Annotated in this window: 12 protein-coding genes and 2 pseudogenes; 8 read left to right on the top strand and 6 right to left on the bottom strand. The window is 60.5% G+C overall.

Going from position 1 to position 15,768, the window contains the following annotated elements:
* Nucleotides 1-68 precede the first annotated feature (68 nt).
* The 3 genes from QYQ99_RS00380 (at nucleotide 69) to QYQ99_RS00370 (ending at nucleotide 5,374) form a co-directional block, all read left to right on the top strand.
* Nucleotides 69-1,742: a VRR-NUC domain-containing protein gene (locus tag QYQ99_RS00380; protein WP_302093292.1), complete on the top strand. Its 1,674-nt coding sequence runs from the start codon at nucleotides 69-71 to the stop codon at nucleotides 1,740-1,742.
* Nucleotides 1,739-4,147: an ATP-dependent DNA helicase gene (locus tag QYQ99_RS00375; RefSeq protein WP_302090917.1), complete on the top strand. Its 2,409-nt coding sequence runs from the start codon at nucleotides 1,739-1,741 to the stop codon at nucleotides 4,145-4,147. The genes QYQ99_RS00380 and QYQ99_RS00375 overlap by 4 nt, the downstream gene beginning before the upstream one ends.
* A 99-nt stretch (nucleotides 4,148-4,246) precedes the next feature.
* Entirely contained in the window at nucleotides 4,247-5,374 is a 1,128-nt protein-coding gene (locus QYQ99_RS00370; RefSeq protein ID WP_302090916.1) for a suppressor of fused domain protein, read from the top strand.
* A gap of 92 nt (nucleotides 5,375-5,466) precedes the next feature.
* Here QYQ99_RS00370 and tsaA read toward each other — a convergent pair.
* Together tsaA and QYQ99_RS00355 are read right to left on the bottom strand one after the other, a co-directional pair.
* Nucleotides 5,467-5,949: pseudogene (gene tsaA / locus QYQ99_RS28320) on the bottom strand (tRNA (N6-threonylcarbamoyladenosine(37)-N6)-methyltransferase TrmO).
* On the bottom strand, nucleotides 5,949-6,374 hold the full coding sequence (locus QYQ99_RS00355; RefSeq protein ID WP_302090913.1) for a TOBE domain-containing protein: 426 nt from the start codon (nucleotides 6,372-6,374) through the stop codon (nucleotides 5,949-5,951). The pseudogene tsaA and the gene QYQ99_RS00355 overlap by 1 nt, the downstream one beginning before the upstream one ends.
* 145 nt (nucleotides 6,375-6,519) lie before the next feature.
* On the opposite strand from QYQ99_RS00355, the gene QYQ99_RS00350 reads away from it, so the two are divergent.
* The gene (locus tag QYQ99_RS00350; protein ID WP_302090912.1) at nucleotides 6,520-7,053 is read left to right on the top strand and encodes a GNAT family N-acetyltransferase; all 534 of its coding nucleotides are present in this window, start codon (nucleotides 6,520-6,522) and stop codon (nucleotides 7,051-7,053) included.
* Between the two features lie 168 nt (nucleotides 7,054-7,221).
* Nucleotides 7,222-7,503 (top strand): YkvA family protein, encoded by a 282-nt coding sequence (locus tag QYQ99_RS00345; RefSeq protein ID WP_302090911.1) that lies wholly within the window; start codon nucleotides 7,222-7,224, stop codon nucleotides 7,501-7,503.
* Between the two features lie 62 nt (nucleotides 7,504-7,565).
* On the opposite strand, the gene QYQ99_RS00340 is transcribed toward QYQ99_RS00345, so the two are convergent.
* Nucleotides 7,566-8,483 carry a crotonase/enoyl-CoA hydratase family protein gene (locus QYQ99_RS00340; protein WP_302090910.1) on the bottom strand — a complete coding sequence of 306 codons (918 nt, stop codon included), beginning with the start codon at nucleotides 8,481-8,483 and terminating at the stop codon, nucleotides 7,566-7,568.
* A 140-nt stretch (nucleotides 8,484-8,623) separates the two neighbouring features.
* Here QYQ99_RS00340 and QYQ99_RS00335 point away from each other — a divergent pair, with 140 nt between their 5' ends.
* Together QYQ99_RS00335 and QYQ99_RS00330 are read left to right on the top strand one after the other, a co-directional pair.
* Nucleotides 8,624-9,256, top strand: a complete 633-nt coding sequence (locus QYQ99_RS00335; protein WP_302090909.1) for a TetR/AcrR family transcriptional regulator — start codon at nucleotides 8,624-8,626, stop codon at nucleotides 9,254-9,256.
* 31 nt (nucleotides 9,257-9,287) lie between these two features.
* Nucleotides 9,288-10,937, top strand: a complete 1,650-nt coding sequence (locus QYQ99_RS00330) for an AMP-binding protein (protein WP_302090908.1) — start codon at nucleotides 9,288-9,290, stop codon at nucleotides 10,935-10,937.
* Nucleotides 10,938-11,334: 397 nt separating this feature from the next.
* Here the strand turns inward: QYQ99_RS00330 and QYQ99_RS00325 are convergent.
* Nucleotides 11,335-12,319 (bottom strand): annotated as a pseudogene (locus QYQ99_RS00325) (linear amide C-N hydrolase).
* A gap of 236 nt (nucleotides 12,320-12,555) precedes the next feature.
* On the opposite strand from QYQ99_RS00325, the gene QYQ99_RS00320 reads away from it, so the two are divergent.
* Nucleotides 12,556-12,966, top strand: coding sequence for a hypothetical protein (locus tag QYQ99_RS00320; RefSeq protein ID WP_302090907.1), 411 nt, complete (start codon nucleotides 12,556-12,558; stop codon nucleotides 12,964-12,966).
* Nucleotides 12,967-13,038: 72 nt separating this feature from the next.
* On the opposite strand, the gene QYQ99_RS00315 is transcribed toward QYQ99_RS00320, so the two are convergent.
* Nucleotides 13,039-14,670 (bottom strand): ATP-binding cassette domain-containing protein, encoded by a 1,632-nt coding sequence (locus tag QYQ99_RS00315; protein WP_302090906.1) that lies wholly within the window; start codon nucleotides 14,668-14,670, stop codon nucleotides 13,039-13,041.
* A gap of 169 nt (nucleotides 14,671-14,839) precedes the next feature.
* Nucleotides 14,840-15,757 carry a LysR family transcriptional regulator gene (locus QYQ99_RS00310; protein ID WP_302090905.1) on the bottom strand — a complete coding sequence of 306 codons (918 nt, stop codon included), beginning with the start codon at nucleotides 15,755-15,757 and terminating at the stop codon, nucleotides 14,840-14,842.
* Nucleotides 15,758-15,768: the final 11 nt, after the last annotated feature.

Genomic DNA, 15,768 nt, shown 5'->3' with positions numbered 1-15,768 from the left:
GGTCGGCACCCACCCGTCTTTTCGCCGAGCATTTTGTGAGGGGCATCGTGACCGCATCCCAAGCCGCCATTCTTCCGCCGCACCGCTTCTACTATCTGCATAACTTCCAGCGGGCGCTGGACTGGTTGGCGCAGCGCTATGGCGATCTGCTTAGCGAGCAGGAGGCCGATTTCATCGCCGGCTTTGCGCGCTTGCCGCAGAACGCCAGGGCGCTGCTGGTACGCATGCTGATGCGGCGCGGGCCCTGGTTTCGCGCCAGCAAGCTGGCTTACGAGGAGATTCCGGTGACGGTCGATGCCGCAGCGCCCTTGCTGGAGCGTGGCTGGCTCAGTGCTACCGAGCCCATGGAGGCGGTCGAACTATTCGGCCTGCACACCAAACCCGAGCTGCTGCAGATCTTGACTGGCTTTGAGCTGTGCTCTTCCATGCGCAAGGCCGAGATGCTGCAGCGGCTGGCCGAGAGGCAACCCGAGCCCCGGCCTTATGCCGTCTGGCATCCCGAGGCCGTGGAGCCTGTCTGGCGCGTCATGGTGGGCGAGTTGGGAGAGCGTCTGCGGCTGATGTTCTTTGGCAATCTCCACCAGGACTGGTCGGAATTCGTGCTGGCCGACCTCGGTATCTTCCGCTACGAGCCGGTGGCGCTGGATGCCGACTCGCGTGCATTTCAGCGCCGCGAAGATCTGGACTTCTATCTGGAGATATCGGCCCGGCGTCAGGCTCTCGACGAAGGCGTGGAGCCCGCGCAACTGCTGCCTGCGCTTATTGAAAATAATAGCGAAAACCCATGGCTGGACATGCGCCGGGCCAAGGTTTTGCTCAAGCTTGGCCAGGTGTGCGAGAGGCTGCAGGACTGGCCGCTGGCGGCTCAGGCCTACACGGCCAGCCGCTATGCGGGTGCACGCCACCGTCATATTCGCGTGCTGGAGCGCATGCAGTGCTTTGATCAGGCGCTGGCTCTTGCCAGCCAGGCGCAAGCCGCGCCTGAAAGTGAGGAGGAGCGTCAGCGCGTGGCGCGCATGCTGCCGCGTCTGAGCCGCAGCATGGGACTCGGCGCCATGGGGCGCCAGCGAGCTCTGGCCCCGGCCGTGGCGGCCCTGCGCGGCGATGTGCAGCTGGAGCGACCCGCCCAGCCCATGTCGGTGGAGTACGCTCTGCAAGCCTATTGGCATAGTGCCGAAGCGCCCGTGTTCTATGTGGAGAACGCGTTGGTCAACTCGCTATTCGGTCTGCTGTGCTGGCCCGCCATCTTTGCGCCGCTACCGGGGGCGTTTTTTCATCCCTTCCAGAGTGGGCCGGCCGATCTGGGGGCACCGGACTTTGTGCCGCGCCGCCAGCCGCTGTTTGATGCCTGTCTTGCCGAGCTGGAGGACGGTCGCTATCGGGCCACGATTCGCCGGCGTTTTGCCGAAAAGCAAGGGGTGCAGTCGCCGTTTGTGTTCTGGGGCACGTTGAGCCAAGAGCTGCTGGAGCTGGCGCTCGATTGCATGCCTGCCGCCCATCTGCAGATTCTTTTTACACGGCTGCTGCTGGACGTGAAAGCCAACCGCACCGGCTTTCCCGATCTGGTGCGCTTCTGGCCCCAGCGCTCCGGTGCCGATTCACGCTACGAGCTGGTGGAAGTCAAAGCGCCGGGAGACAAGCTGCAGGACAACCAGATTCGCTGGCTGGCCTATTGCACGGAGCAGGGCATTCCCGTGCGCGTATGCCATGTGCAATGGCGTGACGAAGGTAGCACGCCATGAAGCCTGCGCTCTGCGTGGCAGTACGCGCGCTGTGCGAGTTCACGGCGCGGGGCGGCGATCTGAATCTGCGTTTCACGCCCGCGCCAAGTGCCCTGGATGGGATGGAGGGCCATGCCGTGGTGCAGAAGCGGCGTAAAAACATCAGCGGCTACGAGACGGAGCTGGTGCTCGGCGGCCGGTTCGAAGAGCTTCAGGTTCGCGGCCGTGCCGATGGCTTTGATGCCGTCAAGCAGCAACTCGAAGAGATCAAGACGTACCGGGGACGGCTCGACAGCGTGCGCCCTCATCATCGGGCCCTGCACTGGGCCCAGGCCAGGGTCTATGGTCATTTGTTGTGTCAGGAGCGCGGCCTTGAGCGGATCAAGCTGGCGCTGGTTTATTTCCAGATCGGCAGCGCAGAGGAGACCGTGCTGGTAGAAGAGTGTTCTGCCACCGAACTGCAAGCCTTTTTCGAGTTGCAATGTGCCCGCTATCTCGACTGGGCACGCAGCGAGGCCGCCCACCGGCGGGCGCGCGATGCGTCCATGGCGCAGCTGCAGTTTCCTATGCCTGCCTTCAGAGCCGGGCAGCGGGAGCTGGCCGTGGTCGTCTATCGCACAGTCCATGGCAGCACAGGCGGTCGCTGTCTGATGGCTCAGGCACCGACCGGCATCGGCAAGACTTTGGCCACGATTTTTCCCATGCTCAAGAGCATGGCAGCAGTCATCGCCAAGGGTCCCTCTGAGGCTGATACAGCCGGCCTGGACAAGCTGTTCTTTCTCACTGCCAAGGGGACGGGACATGGACTGGCGCTGCATGCGCTGGGCCAGCTGCAGCAAGCCTTGTCGGCATCGGCATCGGCATCGGCATCGGTTGCGCCACTGCGTGTCCTGGATATGCAGGCGCGCGAAAAGACCTGCGAGCATCCCGACAAGGCCTGCCATGGGGAGTCCTGTCCGTTGGCGCGTGGCTTCTTTGACCGACTGCCTGCGGTCAGGCAACAGGCGCTGCAACTGCCTCTGTGGGATGCACCGACGTTGCGGACTCTGGCCTTGGAGCACTGCATCTGCCCCTATTACCTGTCGCAGGAGTTGGCGCGCTGGGCTGATGTGGTGGTGGCCGACTACCACTATTACTACGACAGTGCCGCCATGCTCTATGCGCTGGCCTCGCAGCAGGACTGGCGCGTGGGCGTGCTGGTGGACGAGGCGCACAATCTGCTGGAGCGCGCACGCAGCATGTACACGGCACCGCTGTCCCAGTTGGATCTGGCGCAGGCCCGCCAAGGCGCGACCGGTGCTGTCAAAAAAGCACTTGATGCACTGCAACGCCAGTGGCAGGCGCTGAACAAGGCCCAGCATCAGGCCAGTTACCAAAGCTACGAGAGCATTCCTGGCGCGCTGCTGGGCGCCATACAGCGGGCCGCAGGCGCAATAGCTGATCAACTGGCTGAGCAGGAGGTAGTCGGCCATGCGGCCGCAGGGGGGCAGCCTGCGCTTGCCGACCATGCCTTGCTGGATTTTTACTGGGAACTGCTGCACTTTCAGGCGCTGGCCGATCAGTTCGGGCCGCATGCGCTGTTTGATATTCAACTGGCCACGCCGCTGCAGCGTGCGAGCAGAGTGCGTACGCCGGCATCCACACTGTGCATTCGCAATGTGGTGCCCGCGCCGCATCTGGCGGCACGCCATGAGGCGGCACAGGCCACGGTGCTGTTTTCGGGCACGCTGAGTCCACCACAGTTCTATCGCGATCTGCTGGGCCTGCCTGCGGATACGGCCTGGCTGGATGTTCCGGCGCCGTTTTCGGCCCGGCAGTTGGAGGTGCATATCGCACGCCATATCTCGACACGCTGGCGAGATCGCGAGGCATCACTGATTCCCATGGCTGAGCTGATTGCGCAGCAATATGCACGACTGCCTGGCAACTATCTGTGTTTTGTCAGCAGTTTTGACTATCTGCAGCAGGTTGCCGCCACCCTGGAACGCCTGCACCCGCAACTGCCGCTATGGCTGCAGCAGCGCGGCATGGACGAGTCCGGGCGTGCCGAATTCCTGGCCCGCTTTGTCGATGACGGTCAGGGCCTGGGGCTGGCTGTACTGGGCGGGGCGTTCTCCGAGGGGGTGGATCTGCCCGGCAGCCGTCTGATAGGTGCTTTTATTGCCACGCTGGGTCTGCCCCAGCTCAATCCTGTCAACGAAGCCATGCAGCGTGCCATGGATCAGGCCATGGGATTGGGGCAGGGCTATGACTACACCTATCTTTACCCGGGCTTGCGCAAGGTGGTGCAGGCAGCTGGCCGGGTTATACGCAGCGAGCATGATCGCGGCGTTGTGCTGCTGATGGACGACCGCTTCGCGCGCGCCGAGGTGCGTGCACTGCTGCCTGCCTGGTGGCAGATCGATGGGGGTGAACGGGGCTTTTGAACCCATGGTTGCCAGAAACGCTCGCTCACATCTCAGTTTGTAATCCTGCTCGAACGGCTTTCGCCTGCCTTGATACTTGGGGCAAAGGAGAAAAAGGCCATGAATTCCCGCGAAACCTACGACTCTCAAACCCACGCTAACGGGCAAGAGGGCAGCCAGGGATGGGATGCAATCGATGGGGCGCTGCAGACGGTTTATGGCGATCAGCAGCCCGCGCATTTCGGCCCGCTAATCAAGTTTCGTCTAGGGGGAGAAGAGCCGCTGGACGGCGTCAGCGTTTATAGAAGCGAGCAGGGCGCGCCACACTGGCACTATGTCAGCTATGGCTTTAGCGACCTGTATGGCGATCTGGATGACAGCTACGACATCGCTCCAGGCAAGCCCAGTGGCTATGGTTTCGAGTTGAGCTTCAGGCTGATGCGTGCCGCCAGCGAGCAGGAGCCACCTAGTTGGCCTGTTAACTTTTTGCAAAATATTGCTCGATATGTATTTCGCACCGGCAATGTGCTGGCCCCCGGCCACTGGATGACGGCCAACGGCCCTATCAAGGCCGATGCCGACACGTTGCTGACCGAAATGGGCTTTGCGCTGGATCCGGAGCTGCCGGCCATTCATACGCCCTATGGCGACCTGATGTTTCTGCAACTGGTGGGGCTGACCAGTGATGAGTTGCGCGAGGTACGCCGATGGAATGTGCAGGGAGCGCTGCATTCCCTGCAGAGTTACATGCCCCTGTGGATCACCGATCTGGCCCGACCCAGTCTGCATGACTTGCCCGATGTGCAGTCCGCCATCGACGCGGGAGCAGCACGAGAAGGCTCCAAGACGGGCGTGCTCTACAACGATGTGCTTGGCTTCAGCCATCGCAAGCGCCTGCTGCGCAGTCCGCAGACAGTGATACGTCTGGGAAGCCTGGGCGTGCGCGACCTCAAGGCCATGCTGCCGGCTCGCCTGCCCCATGGGCGTCCGCTGATTCTGGCAGGCGATGGTTCCACGCTGGAGCTGGTGCCTGCCGGCGACAGTGAAGGCGGGATGCTGGACTGGCATAGCGACCGTGAGCTCAAGCTCAGCCTGACCCAGGCTCAGATGCAGGCCTGGAAGCAGTCCGTCAAGGGGCGCGACGGCGAGTACACCGTGCCAGGGCTCGACGGTCTGGTCTGGCAGGTCAAGAGCAGTGTGGTGACGGATAGCCAGGGGCGCGTGACCGGCAGGTACGAAGAGCGCTAAGTGCCGTGCCATGCATCAAGTAGCTATCAAATTGCTGCATGCGCTTTGGAGATGGACGCATCGGCTGTTCCAGCTCGGAAAACAAATAGCTCTTAACGCATGCGCTCGTCGGAGAGTCTGCCCGGCAACTGATCCAGCCCTCTGGCAAACCAGCCTATGCCTTCTGTCTCACGCACATCCAGCTGCGACACATAGGGTTTGATGTCGAGCACGGGCGTGCCATCCAGCATGTCGTTACCGCGGAAATGCAGCCAGCACCTGTCCATGCCGAGCAGCTCGACAATGGACAGACCGATGCGGTTGGGCCTTGCCGGTGCCCTTGTGGCAAACACTCCATGGCTGTTGGTGTCCATGAAGGGAACGACTTCCAGCTTTTCTGTGGCCTCATGCAGGTGCGTGAGCAGGATCAGGAATTAAAACTCCTGCACATCGCGCAAGCCCGCAGCAAAAGGCGAAAAAACCTCGATCCTTCCCTCATGCTGCTGGGCCGCAACGGTCTGTATGGGCATTCTCACGGCATGCTTGAACGGGCTGTGTACGGGGCCTATCGGCTGCATAACAATAGATTCGTTCATCAGGGCAGCACCGCCAGCACGACCTGAGAAGCCTTGAACAGGGCCGTGGCCGTCTTGCCCACGGCAAGGCCCAGGTTTTCGGTGCTCTCCTGCGTGACCATGGCCACCACCTGCAGACCCTGGGCGTCTATGGTCACTTGAGCATTCACCGCGCCGGGCTTGATTCGGGTCATCTTGCCGTTGAGTTGGTTGCGCGCCGAAAAGCGCACGCCTTCGCAATTCGTCACCACCATCACAGACGGCGCCTTGACCATGGCGATCACCGAACTGCCGGCCTTCAGGCCCAGGCTGACGGCGCTGCCATGCGTGATGGTCGCCACCAGCTCAGCATTGTGTTCGGTACGGATCTGGACTTCATCGGTGACGATGCCGTGACTGATATGGGAGACACTGCCCTTGAACTGGTTGCGTGCGCTGCTTTGCATGAGGGTTTCCTGAAAATACCGGCGGGAAGGAAGCCGTATCTATTCTTATAGCACCCAGTCCTGTGCAGTTAAACGCTGCACAGGCCACGGCTGCTTGGTCCTTGCCCATAATACCGTCTCTGATTTGGGTGCCTGAGGCCAAGAAATGAGTGATCTGAACATCGTGCAATGCACGCACGAACGCCACGCCGCCGCGATTCTGGACATTTTCAACGATGCCATCGTCAACTCCACGGCGCTCTACGACTACCAGCCGCGCACGCCACAAAACATGGTCAGCTGGTTCGAGGCCAAGCGTGCAGGCAGTTTCCCCGTCATCGGCATTGAGGATGAACAAGGGCAGTTGCTGGGCTTTTGCTGCTGGGGAAGTTTTCGCGCCTACCCCGCCTATAAGTACACGGTTGAGCATTCGGTCTATGTCCATCCACTGCACCGGGGCCGAGGTTTGGGGCAGCAACTGATGGAGTTGTTGATTGCCGAGGCCAGGCAGCGTGGAGATGTGCATGTGCTCGTCGGTGCCATCGACGCCGCCAACGCGGGCAGCATTGCACTGCACAAGCGATTGGGCTTCGAGTCCGTGGGGCTGATGCCTCAGGTGGGCTTCAAGTTCGGCCGCTGGCTGGATCTGGCTTTCTACCAGCTCACGCTGCAGACGCCGGAAGACCCTATCGACGGTTGATTTGCAGTCAAATCAGGAGCATCAATCTTTTCGATAAAAGGATTGATGCTTTTGGGGTTTCGGATCTTGGATACATTCTGTGGCAGACCGGTAATGCCTCGCTCTTGCCATCATTCAGTTTGACCGCAGTTGAGATTGGATTTTTTCACTTTTGCTGGAGTGACTGCCATGTGGAAATCGGGTCGTCTGCTGACAAACTTTCGCAAGGAGCTGCTGCTCGCCTGGGCCGTGCTGCGCGACCCGCGCTCGCCCAGGGCGGCCAAGCTGGTCACCGTGCTGGCAGCGCTCTACATCGTCAGCCCCATAGACTTCGTACCTGACACCATTCCCATTCTGGGCTGGCTTGACGATGGTCTGATCGGCTTTTTGCTGCTGCAACTGGCTTTCAGGTTTGTGCCGGCCGGGCTTCTGGCATCACTGCGCGAACGCGTGGGCACCAAAGCTGCTTGAGCAGCTGTCTCTAAACCTTGGCGACCAGCGCTGGTACATCGAGCACTGGTCGTTTTTGGGGGTCATTGCTTGGATGTCAGACGGGTAACCTGGGTCTCCAGTCTTTCAATCTCGCGGCGTGCCTCGTCGCCTTCTGGTATGTTGCGGCCCGAGTCGCGCCACTGTACGGCAGCCTTGAAGCCTTCAGCCTGTGCATAGCGGCGAAACCACATGCCTTCGGGGTTGTGGCGTGTGATGCCATCAAACACCGTGGCCAGCATTTGACCTTGTTCCAGACCCATGGTCAGCATGGTCTGGTTGACCACCAGCTTGTGCATGGCCAAGTGCCCGCGCGGCACGGCGGCAATGCGGTTGGCTATCCTCATGGTGCGGGCCTCCAACTCGGATGCGTCTACGGCTTCGGTGGCCAATCCCCATTCAGCAGCTTGCGCACCGCTGATCACATCGCCTGTGAACATCATCTGCTTGGCGCGCATCGGTCCCAGACGCTGGGTCCACATTGCTGTGGTGGGGCATCCCCATACGCGTGTGGGCATATAGCCGATGCGGGCGTCATTAGCCATTATGAGCAGATCGCAGCACAGTGCAATATCGCTGCCACCAGCCACAGCGGCACCGTGTACCTTGGCAATCGTGGGCTTGCTGCAACGCCACAAGCTCATGAAGTCTTCGGTATTGCGCTTCATGAAAGCATAGTCTTCCATGGGATCCCAAGGCGCTTTTTCCTGCTGGCAGGGGTGCTCAATTTCCTGTTCGGCGGTTTCTGCCAAGTCATAGCCACCGCAGAAGCCCTTGCCCGCACCCTCAACAACGATGACATGGATGTCCGGATTGTCCTGAGCCCACTCCACGGCCTTGCGAATCTCGCGCGGCGTCTGGTTATTGATCGCATTCAGGCGCTCGGGGCGATTGAGTAGTAGCCGTGCAATGCGTGGATTGTGGGCGTCTGTGGTGACCGATAAAGTGCTGTAGCCGGGCATGGATAGTCTCCTGATTGAAATGTGAGAAATTCAATCAACTATGAGCGATTAATTGATAAATAACTGTTTTTGACAGTCAGTGTTGACTCTATGTGCATTTGTTTTTACAGTCAACATAGACTGTCAGTTTGGGGGCGAGTATGTCTATTAACCTCAAGGCGGCTGAGAGCAGCACCTTGCGTGAACAGCAGAAACAGGCGACACGTGCGCGCATTTTGAACAGCGCCATGACCTGCCTGATGGATCTGGGCGTTGCGCGTACCACTACGCTGGAAGTGCAGCGCCGGGCGGCAGTCAGCCGCGGTGCATTGCTGCACCACTTTCCTACGCATGCAGAGCTGCTTTGCGCAGTCGTCGATGCCATCGTGGTGCGCAACGAAGAGGCAGTCCTCAAGCATCTGCGCCGCAAAGCAAGACGTAGTGACCCTGTCGAGCATGCGATTCACACACTGGTCGATAGCATGAGAGAGCCTTCATTTCTGGCCGAGCTGGAGCTGTGGGTGGTGGCACGTACCGATACCGAGCTGCGCGAAGCCCTGGTCGCTGCAGAGCGCAAAGCCTTGCGTGACAGGATGCGTGTACTTGATGAAATCTTCGCTCCATTGAGTGCCTTTCCGGCCTACGAGTTGGTAGTCAGCACCAGCGCTGAATTTGTGCGCGGTCTGGCTGTCTCCGGCATTTTGCGCAGCAACCCTCAGTCGGTGAAGGCGCTGACTCAGCAATGGATATGGGCAGTGAGGCAACTGCTGCCACTGAAGCCGCCTAGTCAATGATTTTTTCTCATCACACACGGAGGAGACTTAGATGCCCCAGCTATCGAGCCCGCTGAACTGGTCCTACTGGCCTGCAGACACTTCGCGTGAGGTGCTTAACATCACCGAAGGGCAGGCGCTGCGTGAAGCGACCTTGCAGGCGCCTGAACGATGGGCGCTAGTAGAGAAAATGCCTGCCGGTTGGACGTCGCTGACCGGCGTTGCCGAGACCGATAGACGCTGGACTTATGCGCAGTTGCTGGACGACGCCACGGCCTGTGCACATTGGCTGCTGCGGCGATACAAGCCTGGGCAGCGCATCTGCCTGTGGGCACCGAATGTGCCGGAATGGGTGATTTTGCAATACGGTGCATCACTGGCCGGTATGGTGTTGGTCACCGCCAACCCGGCGCTGCGCGCACAGGAGCTGCAATATGTGCTGCGCCAGTCTCGCTCATGTGCCTTGTTCCATATCGACTGGTTTCGTGGCAGCGATATGGCGGGTATGGCCAAAGCGACAGCTGAAGGGGGGGCGGGTGTGGTCGATGTTATAAGCCTCAGCGGCTGGCTAGATGAGGTGCAACAGTTCCCGCGAGAAGGCTGCCTGCCCGAGGTGGATCCGCGCAGTCCTGCGCAAATCCAGTACACCTCGGGAACCACGGGCGAGCCCAAGGGCGCATTGTTGCATCGTAGGGGTTTGGTCACCAATGCATGTTTCGTCGCCGCACGTGCGCAGCAGCATGAGGATGTGTATGTCAGCCCCATGCCACTGTTCCACACGGCAGGCTCGGTGATGAGTGTTCTTGGCTGTGTCACTACCTTGTCCACTCTGGTGCTGATCGTGGCTTTCGATCCAGACCTAGTTCTGCAGGCCATCGAGGACGAACGCGGCACACGCTTTGGCGGCGTGCCCACTATGCTGCTCGCTTTGTTGGAACAGTGCAAGGCCAAAGACTATGACCTATCCAGCCTCCAGTTGGCCATGTCCGGCGGGGCTCCTATACCGGTGGCGCTGACCGAGCGCGTGCGTGCCGAGCTGGGTTGTGACTTAGTCACCGTCTATGGTCAGACCGAACTCAGTCCCATTGTTTGCCAGACTGCACCCGATGACAGTGCTGCAGACAAGGCCAGGACTGCAGGCCAGCCGCTATGGCAGGTCGAGGTTCGTATCGCAGGGCCGCACGGCGAAGTCTTGCCTGTGGGTGAAGAAGGTGAGATTCAGGCGCGCGGCTATCAAGTCATGCTGGAATACTTCAAGCAGCCAGAAGTCACGGCTCAGACCTTGCTTAGCGATGGCTGGTTGCGCACGGGTGACCTGGGCATCATGGACGAACGCGGCTATTGCCGCGTCACCGGCAGGCTCAAGGACATGATTATTCGTGGCGGTGAGAATATCTACCCTGTGCAGGTAGAAGGCGTGTTGATGAAGCACCCGGCCGTGGCCGATGTTGCGGTGTTTGGCATGGCCGACGAGCACTGGGGTGAACAGGTGGCAGCTGCGATCCGCTTCAAATCTGGAGTGGATGTTTGTCCGGCCGAGGAACTGAGACAGTTCTGCCGCCAACATATCGCGCCCCACAAAACGCCAGAGCATTGGTTTATCTGCGAGGCTTTTCCGTTGACGGGTTCGGGAAAGGTGCAGAAATTTCGTCTCAAGGAGCTTGCGCGCCATCAGCAATTGAGCACATTGCCTAGACAATGACTCTTTGAAAACCATGGCTGCCAGCGCTTGTCTGCCAATGGCTGGCGCTGCAGGAAGCGATCAAGGTGCGGGTGCCACAGCCTTCGCACCTGCCGTGGGCTTACTGTGCGTTGATACTCCCGTCTGTCAAACTATGGGGCAAGACTTGGCGCACTGCACGTACGCCGAAAATTGCCAGCCATTAAGATAATACATGGGTCATGAATACGGGCCTACGGCTTGTAGTCAACAGCTACTGCCAAGGCAGTCCCTGATAGGTTTGACAAAGGACTGATGCCATGAATGCCGCTGAGCCAATACCATGAGCTTCAAAAGTACTTCGGCGGCCTGCTTTTTGGGCTTGGATGGCTATGCAGGGTGAGGCCTTGGAAGAGGATGTCTAATTCGAAGAGTAGCCTTAGATTCCCAGAGCCTGAAAAGGCTTGGAGGGCTTGAATTCTGTGGTGGCATTGCCGCAATAGGTATGGCTCTGGTCGGCCCCCGGGTCCAGCTTCATGACCTTACCGGTTTGCGCATCGAAATCCAGTGCCTTGAGATCGACCCAGATGGTATTGGGTGTAAGAGCCGACTCGCAGAAGTACAGCTTGAGCTGGTGGTCAAACACCGTACGCCAGCGCGTGGACGAGATACTGGGCTGATCGGGCGTGCTGATGCCGTGGGGCACCAAGACATTGCGGATCACACTAGCCAGTGCCTTGTTGGGATTGGGGTCCTCGGGAATGGCGTTCAAATAGAACGATGCCCGAGCAGAGCGATCGGCCGCGCGGTTGGTGCCGGTAGCTGTGGAGCGCCAGTTGCTGATCGAAGGTAGGGGAGTTGGTCATCACCTGGCACTTGCGGTCATGGTGAATGACTTGCTTGCCCCGGATGTATTCGACGATGGCGCTGTCGCCGCTGGCGTCCGACATGGAAAGATGCAAGGTGGTCAGGCGGCTTTCCCCGTGCACATTGTCCGAGACAATGGGGAAGGGCTCCTGCTCCAGCGCGGCCACTGCCTCCTTTACGCTGGCACAGTTGTCCAGCACATATTGCGCCCAGGCGGCAATCGTCAGCCCGGGTTTGCTCTTGGCATTAAAGCTCGGGTACTGGGACTCCACCAGCTACAGTAGATTGGCGTTGAGACCGGCTTCATTGATGCCGTCCGTGGTCGAGATGTCATCGCCCAAAGTGATAACGCTGCCGTATTTGGACTTCCAGCGCAGCGTGTTCTGGCCGGTCTGACCATTGCATTCCATGCCGCGCGGCAGCACCCAGAGATTGCTGACAATGTCGCTTTTCCAGTCTATGGAGCGGGCCGTCATGACCTGACCGTTGACACCGTGAAAGACCAGGCGGGTGCAGGCTCAGGCGCTGGTGGTAGCGGCCATAGCTGAAGCGGCCATCAGCAGGACGGCCAGTTGGGGGGGATGCGCGGCATTCTGGTCAAATCTACTCCTTGATCCGTAAGCATGATTGAAGACTGGCGTGACTGCTGCCGTGATTGAGCATGACAAGGGCCTTGTCTGGCTGCTGGCAGTCCCATGCGCATAGCCTAACCTACCAGGGAGGCCTGGAGGCAAGCCGCATCTCGCCCCGTCCCTATGCCGCGCATCGTAGAAACGGCTGGCATACTGGCACCATGATGGCAAAGCCCATGATTTCTCTTGTGTTGCTGGCGCTGACCGCTCTGGCGGGCTGTGATTCGGACGCTCCCCCAGCACCTCTGAGCAAGCAGGCGCAGGCCACGCGTGATGCGGCGCCGGAGCAGGTCTTCAAAGGTGTGCTGGCAGGCCAGCCGGTATTCCTCTTGGTCCACGACTGCGAGGTCTTTCTCGTGGAGCCCCTAGAAAAGGGGGAAGTCCACTGGGAAAAAGTACTTGCTCCCGAGCCCTACCCGTTCTTCACCTCCTGTCAGCGTCAGTCCATCCGTTACGAAGCAGGCGTGCTTCAGGTCACACTGGGACGAATGGCCTTTGGCGCGGGCGGCTGCTGTGCCACGGGAGGCGACTACCGCTCCACGGATGGCCGAAACTGGAAAAAGACCTCCTGAAGCCCTGAAGTCGAAACCAGGGGCGCCAGGTAACTGTCCGCAGGTTGGAGCGCTGCGGGCCGACTCCTGCGATCAGAGCGCTGTCAATGTCCATCTCCCAGAGGCAAAGCTGAGTTGGTGCGTCAACTCCAGAGCCTGGAGCAGCATCGCGTCGTGGGAGACGATGAGTAGCGTGCCCGAGTATTGGCGCAACATGCTCTCCAGCGCCTGTAGGGACGGCAGATCCAGGTGGTTGTCGGGCTCGTCCAGCAGCAGTAATTGAGCAGGTTCGTCGCGGTAGAGCGCACAGGCCATGGCGGCCTTGAGGCGTTCGCCCCCGCTGAGCTGCCCGGTGGGCTGGTCGATATGGCGCAAGTCCAGCCCGATCTGTGCCAGGCGCATGCGTTGCAGCGACTCGGGCGTGCCCGGACTCTCGGTCAGCAACTGGCTCAGTACCGACGATGAAGGTTGCAGCAAGCTCTGGTGCTGGTCGAGCACGGCATGTGTCGCATTCAGCTTGCATTCACCCGCCAGCGGCTGCAATTGAGCGGCCAGCAGTTGCAGCAGTGTGGACTTGCCGCAGCCATTGGGCCCGGTGATGGCCATGCGTTGACCGGCACGCAGCTCAAGGCTCAAGGACGAGTGCGCTGCCACATGAGGCAGTTGCACCTCGCGCAGCTCGGCCACTATGCGATCTCCGCTGCTCGTGAGCCCTTGCGGCAGATGCCAGTGAATGCTCTCGGCCTGCCAGTCCACTTGGCGCTGCAGTGCCTGGGCGGCCTCGCGCACGCTTTGGTTCAGGGCTTCGCGCGCTGTGGCCTGCTGGGTCGCCAGCTTGCCGCCCGAACTCTGTGCGCGCTCCTTGCTCGCGTCCAGCAGAATCTTGGCCTGATTGCCGTTCTTTCCCAGCTTTTCACCGCGTGCCTGCCTGCGACTCTGGCGTTCCTGCTGCGTGCGCAAGGCTTGCTCGGCGCGGCTGCGTTCCAGCTTGAGGCGGGCCAGCTCGTCTTGTGCATTCTGGCTTTTCTGGCGTTGGACTTCCCTGTAGAAAGAGTAATTCCCGCCGTAGATGGTGATTGCGCTGGAGGTCAGCTCCGCAACAGAGTCCATAGCCTCCAGCAAGACTCTGTCATGGCTGATCAGCAGCAGACCGCTGCGCCATTGCTGCAGTTGCTGCGCCAGGGCAGAGCGGCTGGCAGCGTCCAGATGATTGCTGGGCTCGTCCAGAATCAGAAAGTCGGCCTGGGACAGTTGTGCACCCAGCAGCGCCACGCGCATGGCCTGGCCGCCGCTGAGCTGGCTGGCAGGTGTTTGCGGTGCCAGCTGAGGCAGGCCGATCCGTTCAAGCTGCATCTGAAACTGCTGACGTATGTCCCAGCGCTCGGCTAGCAGTTCGTAGTCGCTGGCTTCGCAGCTGCCTTGTTCGATGCGCTCCAGTGCCAGCAGCGTGTCGCCCAGGCCTGCAAGTGCAGCAAGGTTCAGTCCCGGACGCGATGCCAGCGGGTTTTGCGGCAGATAGTGAATGCGGCCCGCTCGTGTCACGCTGCCGCCGCCAGGAGACAACTCTCCAGCCAGGATGCGGGCCAGCACGGTTTTTCCGACGCCATTGCGGCCCACCAGCGCCGTGCGCTGTGAGCCGAAGCTGCAGCAAAGATTGGAAAAGAGCGGCCACCCATTGGGCAGCGTGTAGGTGACGCCATTCAGCGTCAGGCGAGCTTCTGTCATAGAACCATGCGATGGGTTGATGCCTAACATCCCCAGGCTGCACATATGGGCGGCAGCGATTGGGAGGAGGGGAGGTGGCCGTCAATCAGACGGCGGCATCAATGGCGCATGGGTGAAGTGCCTCGGTGGAAAGTTGAAGTGGTCTATTTTAGGCTGTGCGGCGCTGAGGTCAAGAAAGGCGTGGCGTGGATACCGCTGCCTGATTGCCGAACTTCGCCAGCACCGCCAGCACGCTGGCGACCGCAGGGTTCAGCGTCGGCAATTGGCGATGGGCGATGGCCATGGGGCGCATCAAGGTGGGTGACAGATGCCGTATTTGCACACTGCTCTGTTGTTGCTGCTCTTCCATGGCCTCCAGCGGCAGCAGAGCTGCAGCCTGACCAGCGGCAGCCAAGCTTTTGAGCGCCTCGGTATAGGTCAGAGCAATGAATGGGCGAGGACTCAGGCCTGCCTGGCCGAACCAGCCGGCAATCAGGCCGTGCATCTGCGTGGCGGAAGCAAAGCAGGCCCAGGGGCGGCTTGCCAGCCATTCGGGGCTGACCCGTTCGGGGACCTCCCAGGCTGCGGGTAACAGGGCCACCATAGGGTCGTTACGCCAGGGCGTGAGCATGATCTCGGCCGTCTCCGCCTGCGGGCTGGCGACCAGGCCGATATCGAGCGTTCCGGCCTTGAGGCGCTGCATGGAGTCGGCCGAGCCAACAGCCTCCAGCTTGATGTCAATGCCCGGGTTGTGACGACTCAGGGCATCGAGCATCAGCGGAAACAGCCGGATATTGACTCCGGCCGATACACCCACCTTGACTAGGCCGGCGCGGCCGCTGGCGTGACGCTGCACCTGATCGATCAGGTCGTCGCCGGCCTCGAGCAGCTTGCGTCCTTTCTGGACCAACACTTGGCCGGCCGATGTCAGCTCTGCCTGGCGCCTGCCGCGCAGCAACAGCGTGGCGTTCATGCGAGCCTCCAGCTCCTTGATGTGCAGGCTGACCGTGGGTGGTGCCAGATGCAGCGCCTGGGCTGCCGCGGCAAAGGTGCCGAGATCGGCGATGGCAATTAGGGTCTGCAGTTGATCGAGATTCAGGTTTCGCATGGACTTTGAAT

Origin of the sequence: Comamonas testosteroni, from assembly GCF_030505195.1 — a bacterium.
GTDB classification, from domain to species: Bacteria; Pseudomonadota; Gammaproteobacteria; order Burkholderiales; family Burkholderiaceae_C; genus Comamonas; species Comamonas testosteroni_G.
The sequence above is the reverse complement of the archived record's forward strand: the minus strand, read 5'-3'. Positions and strand labels throughout refer to the sequence as shown.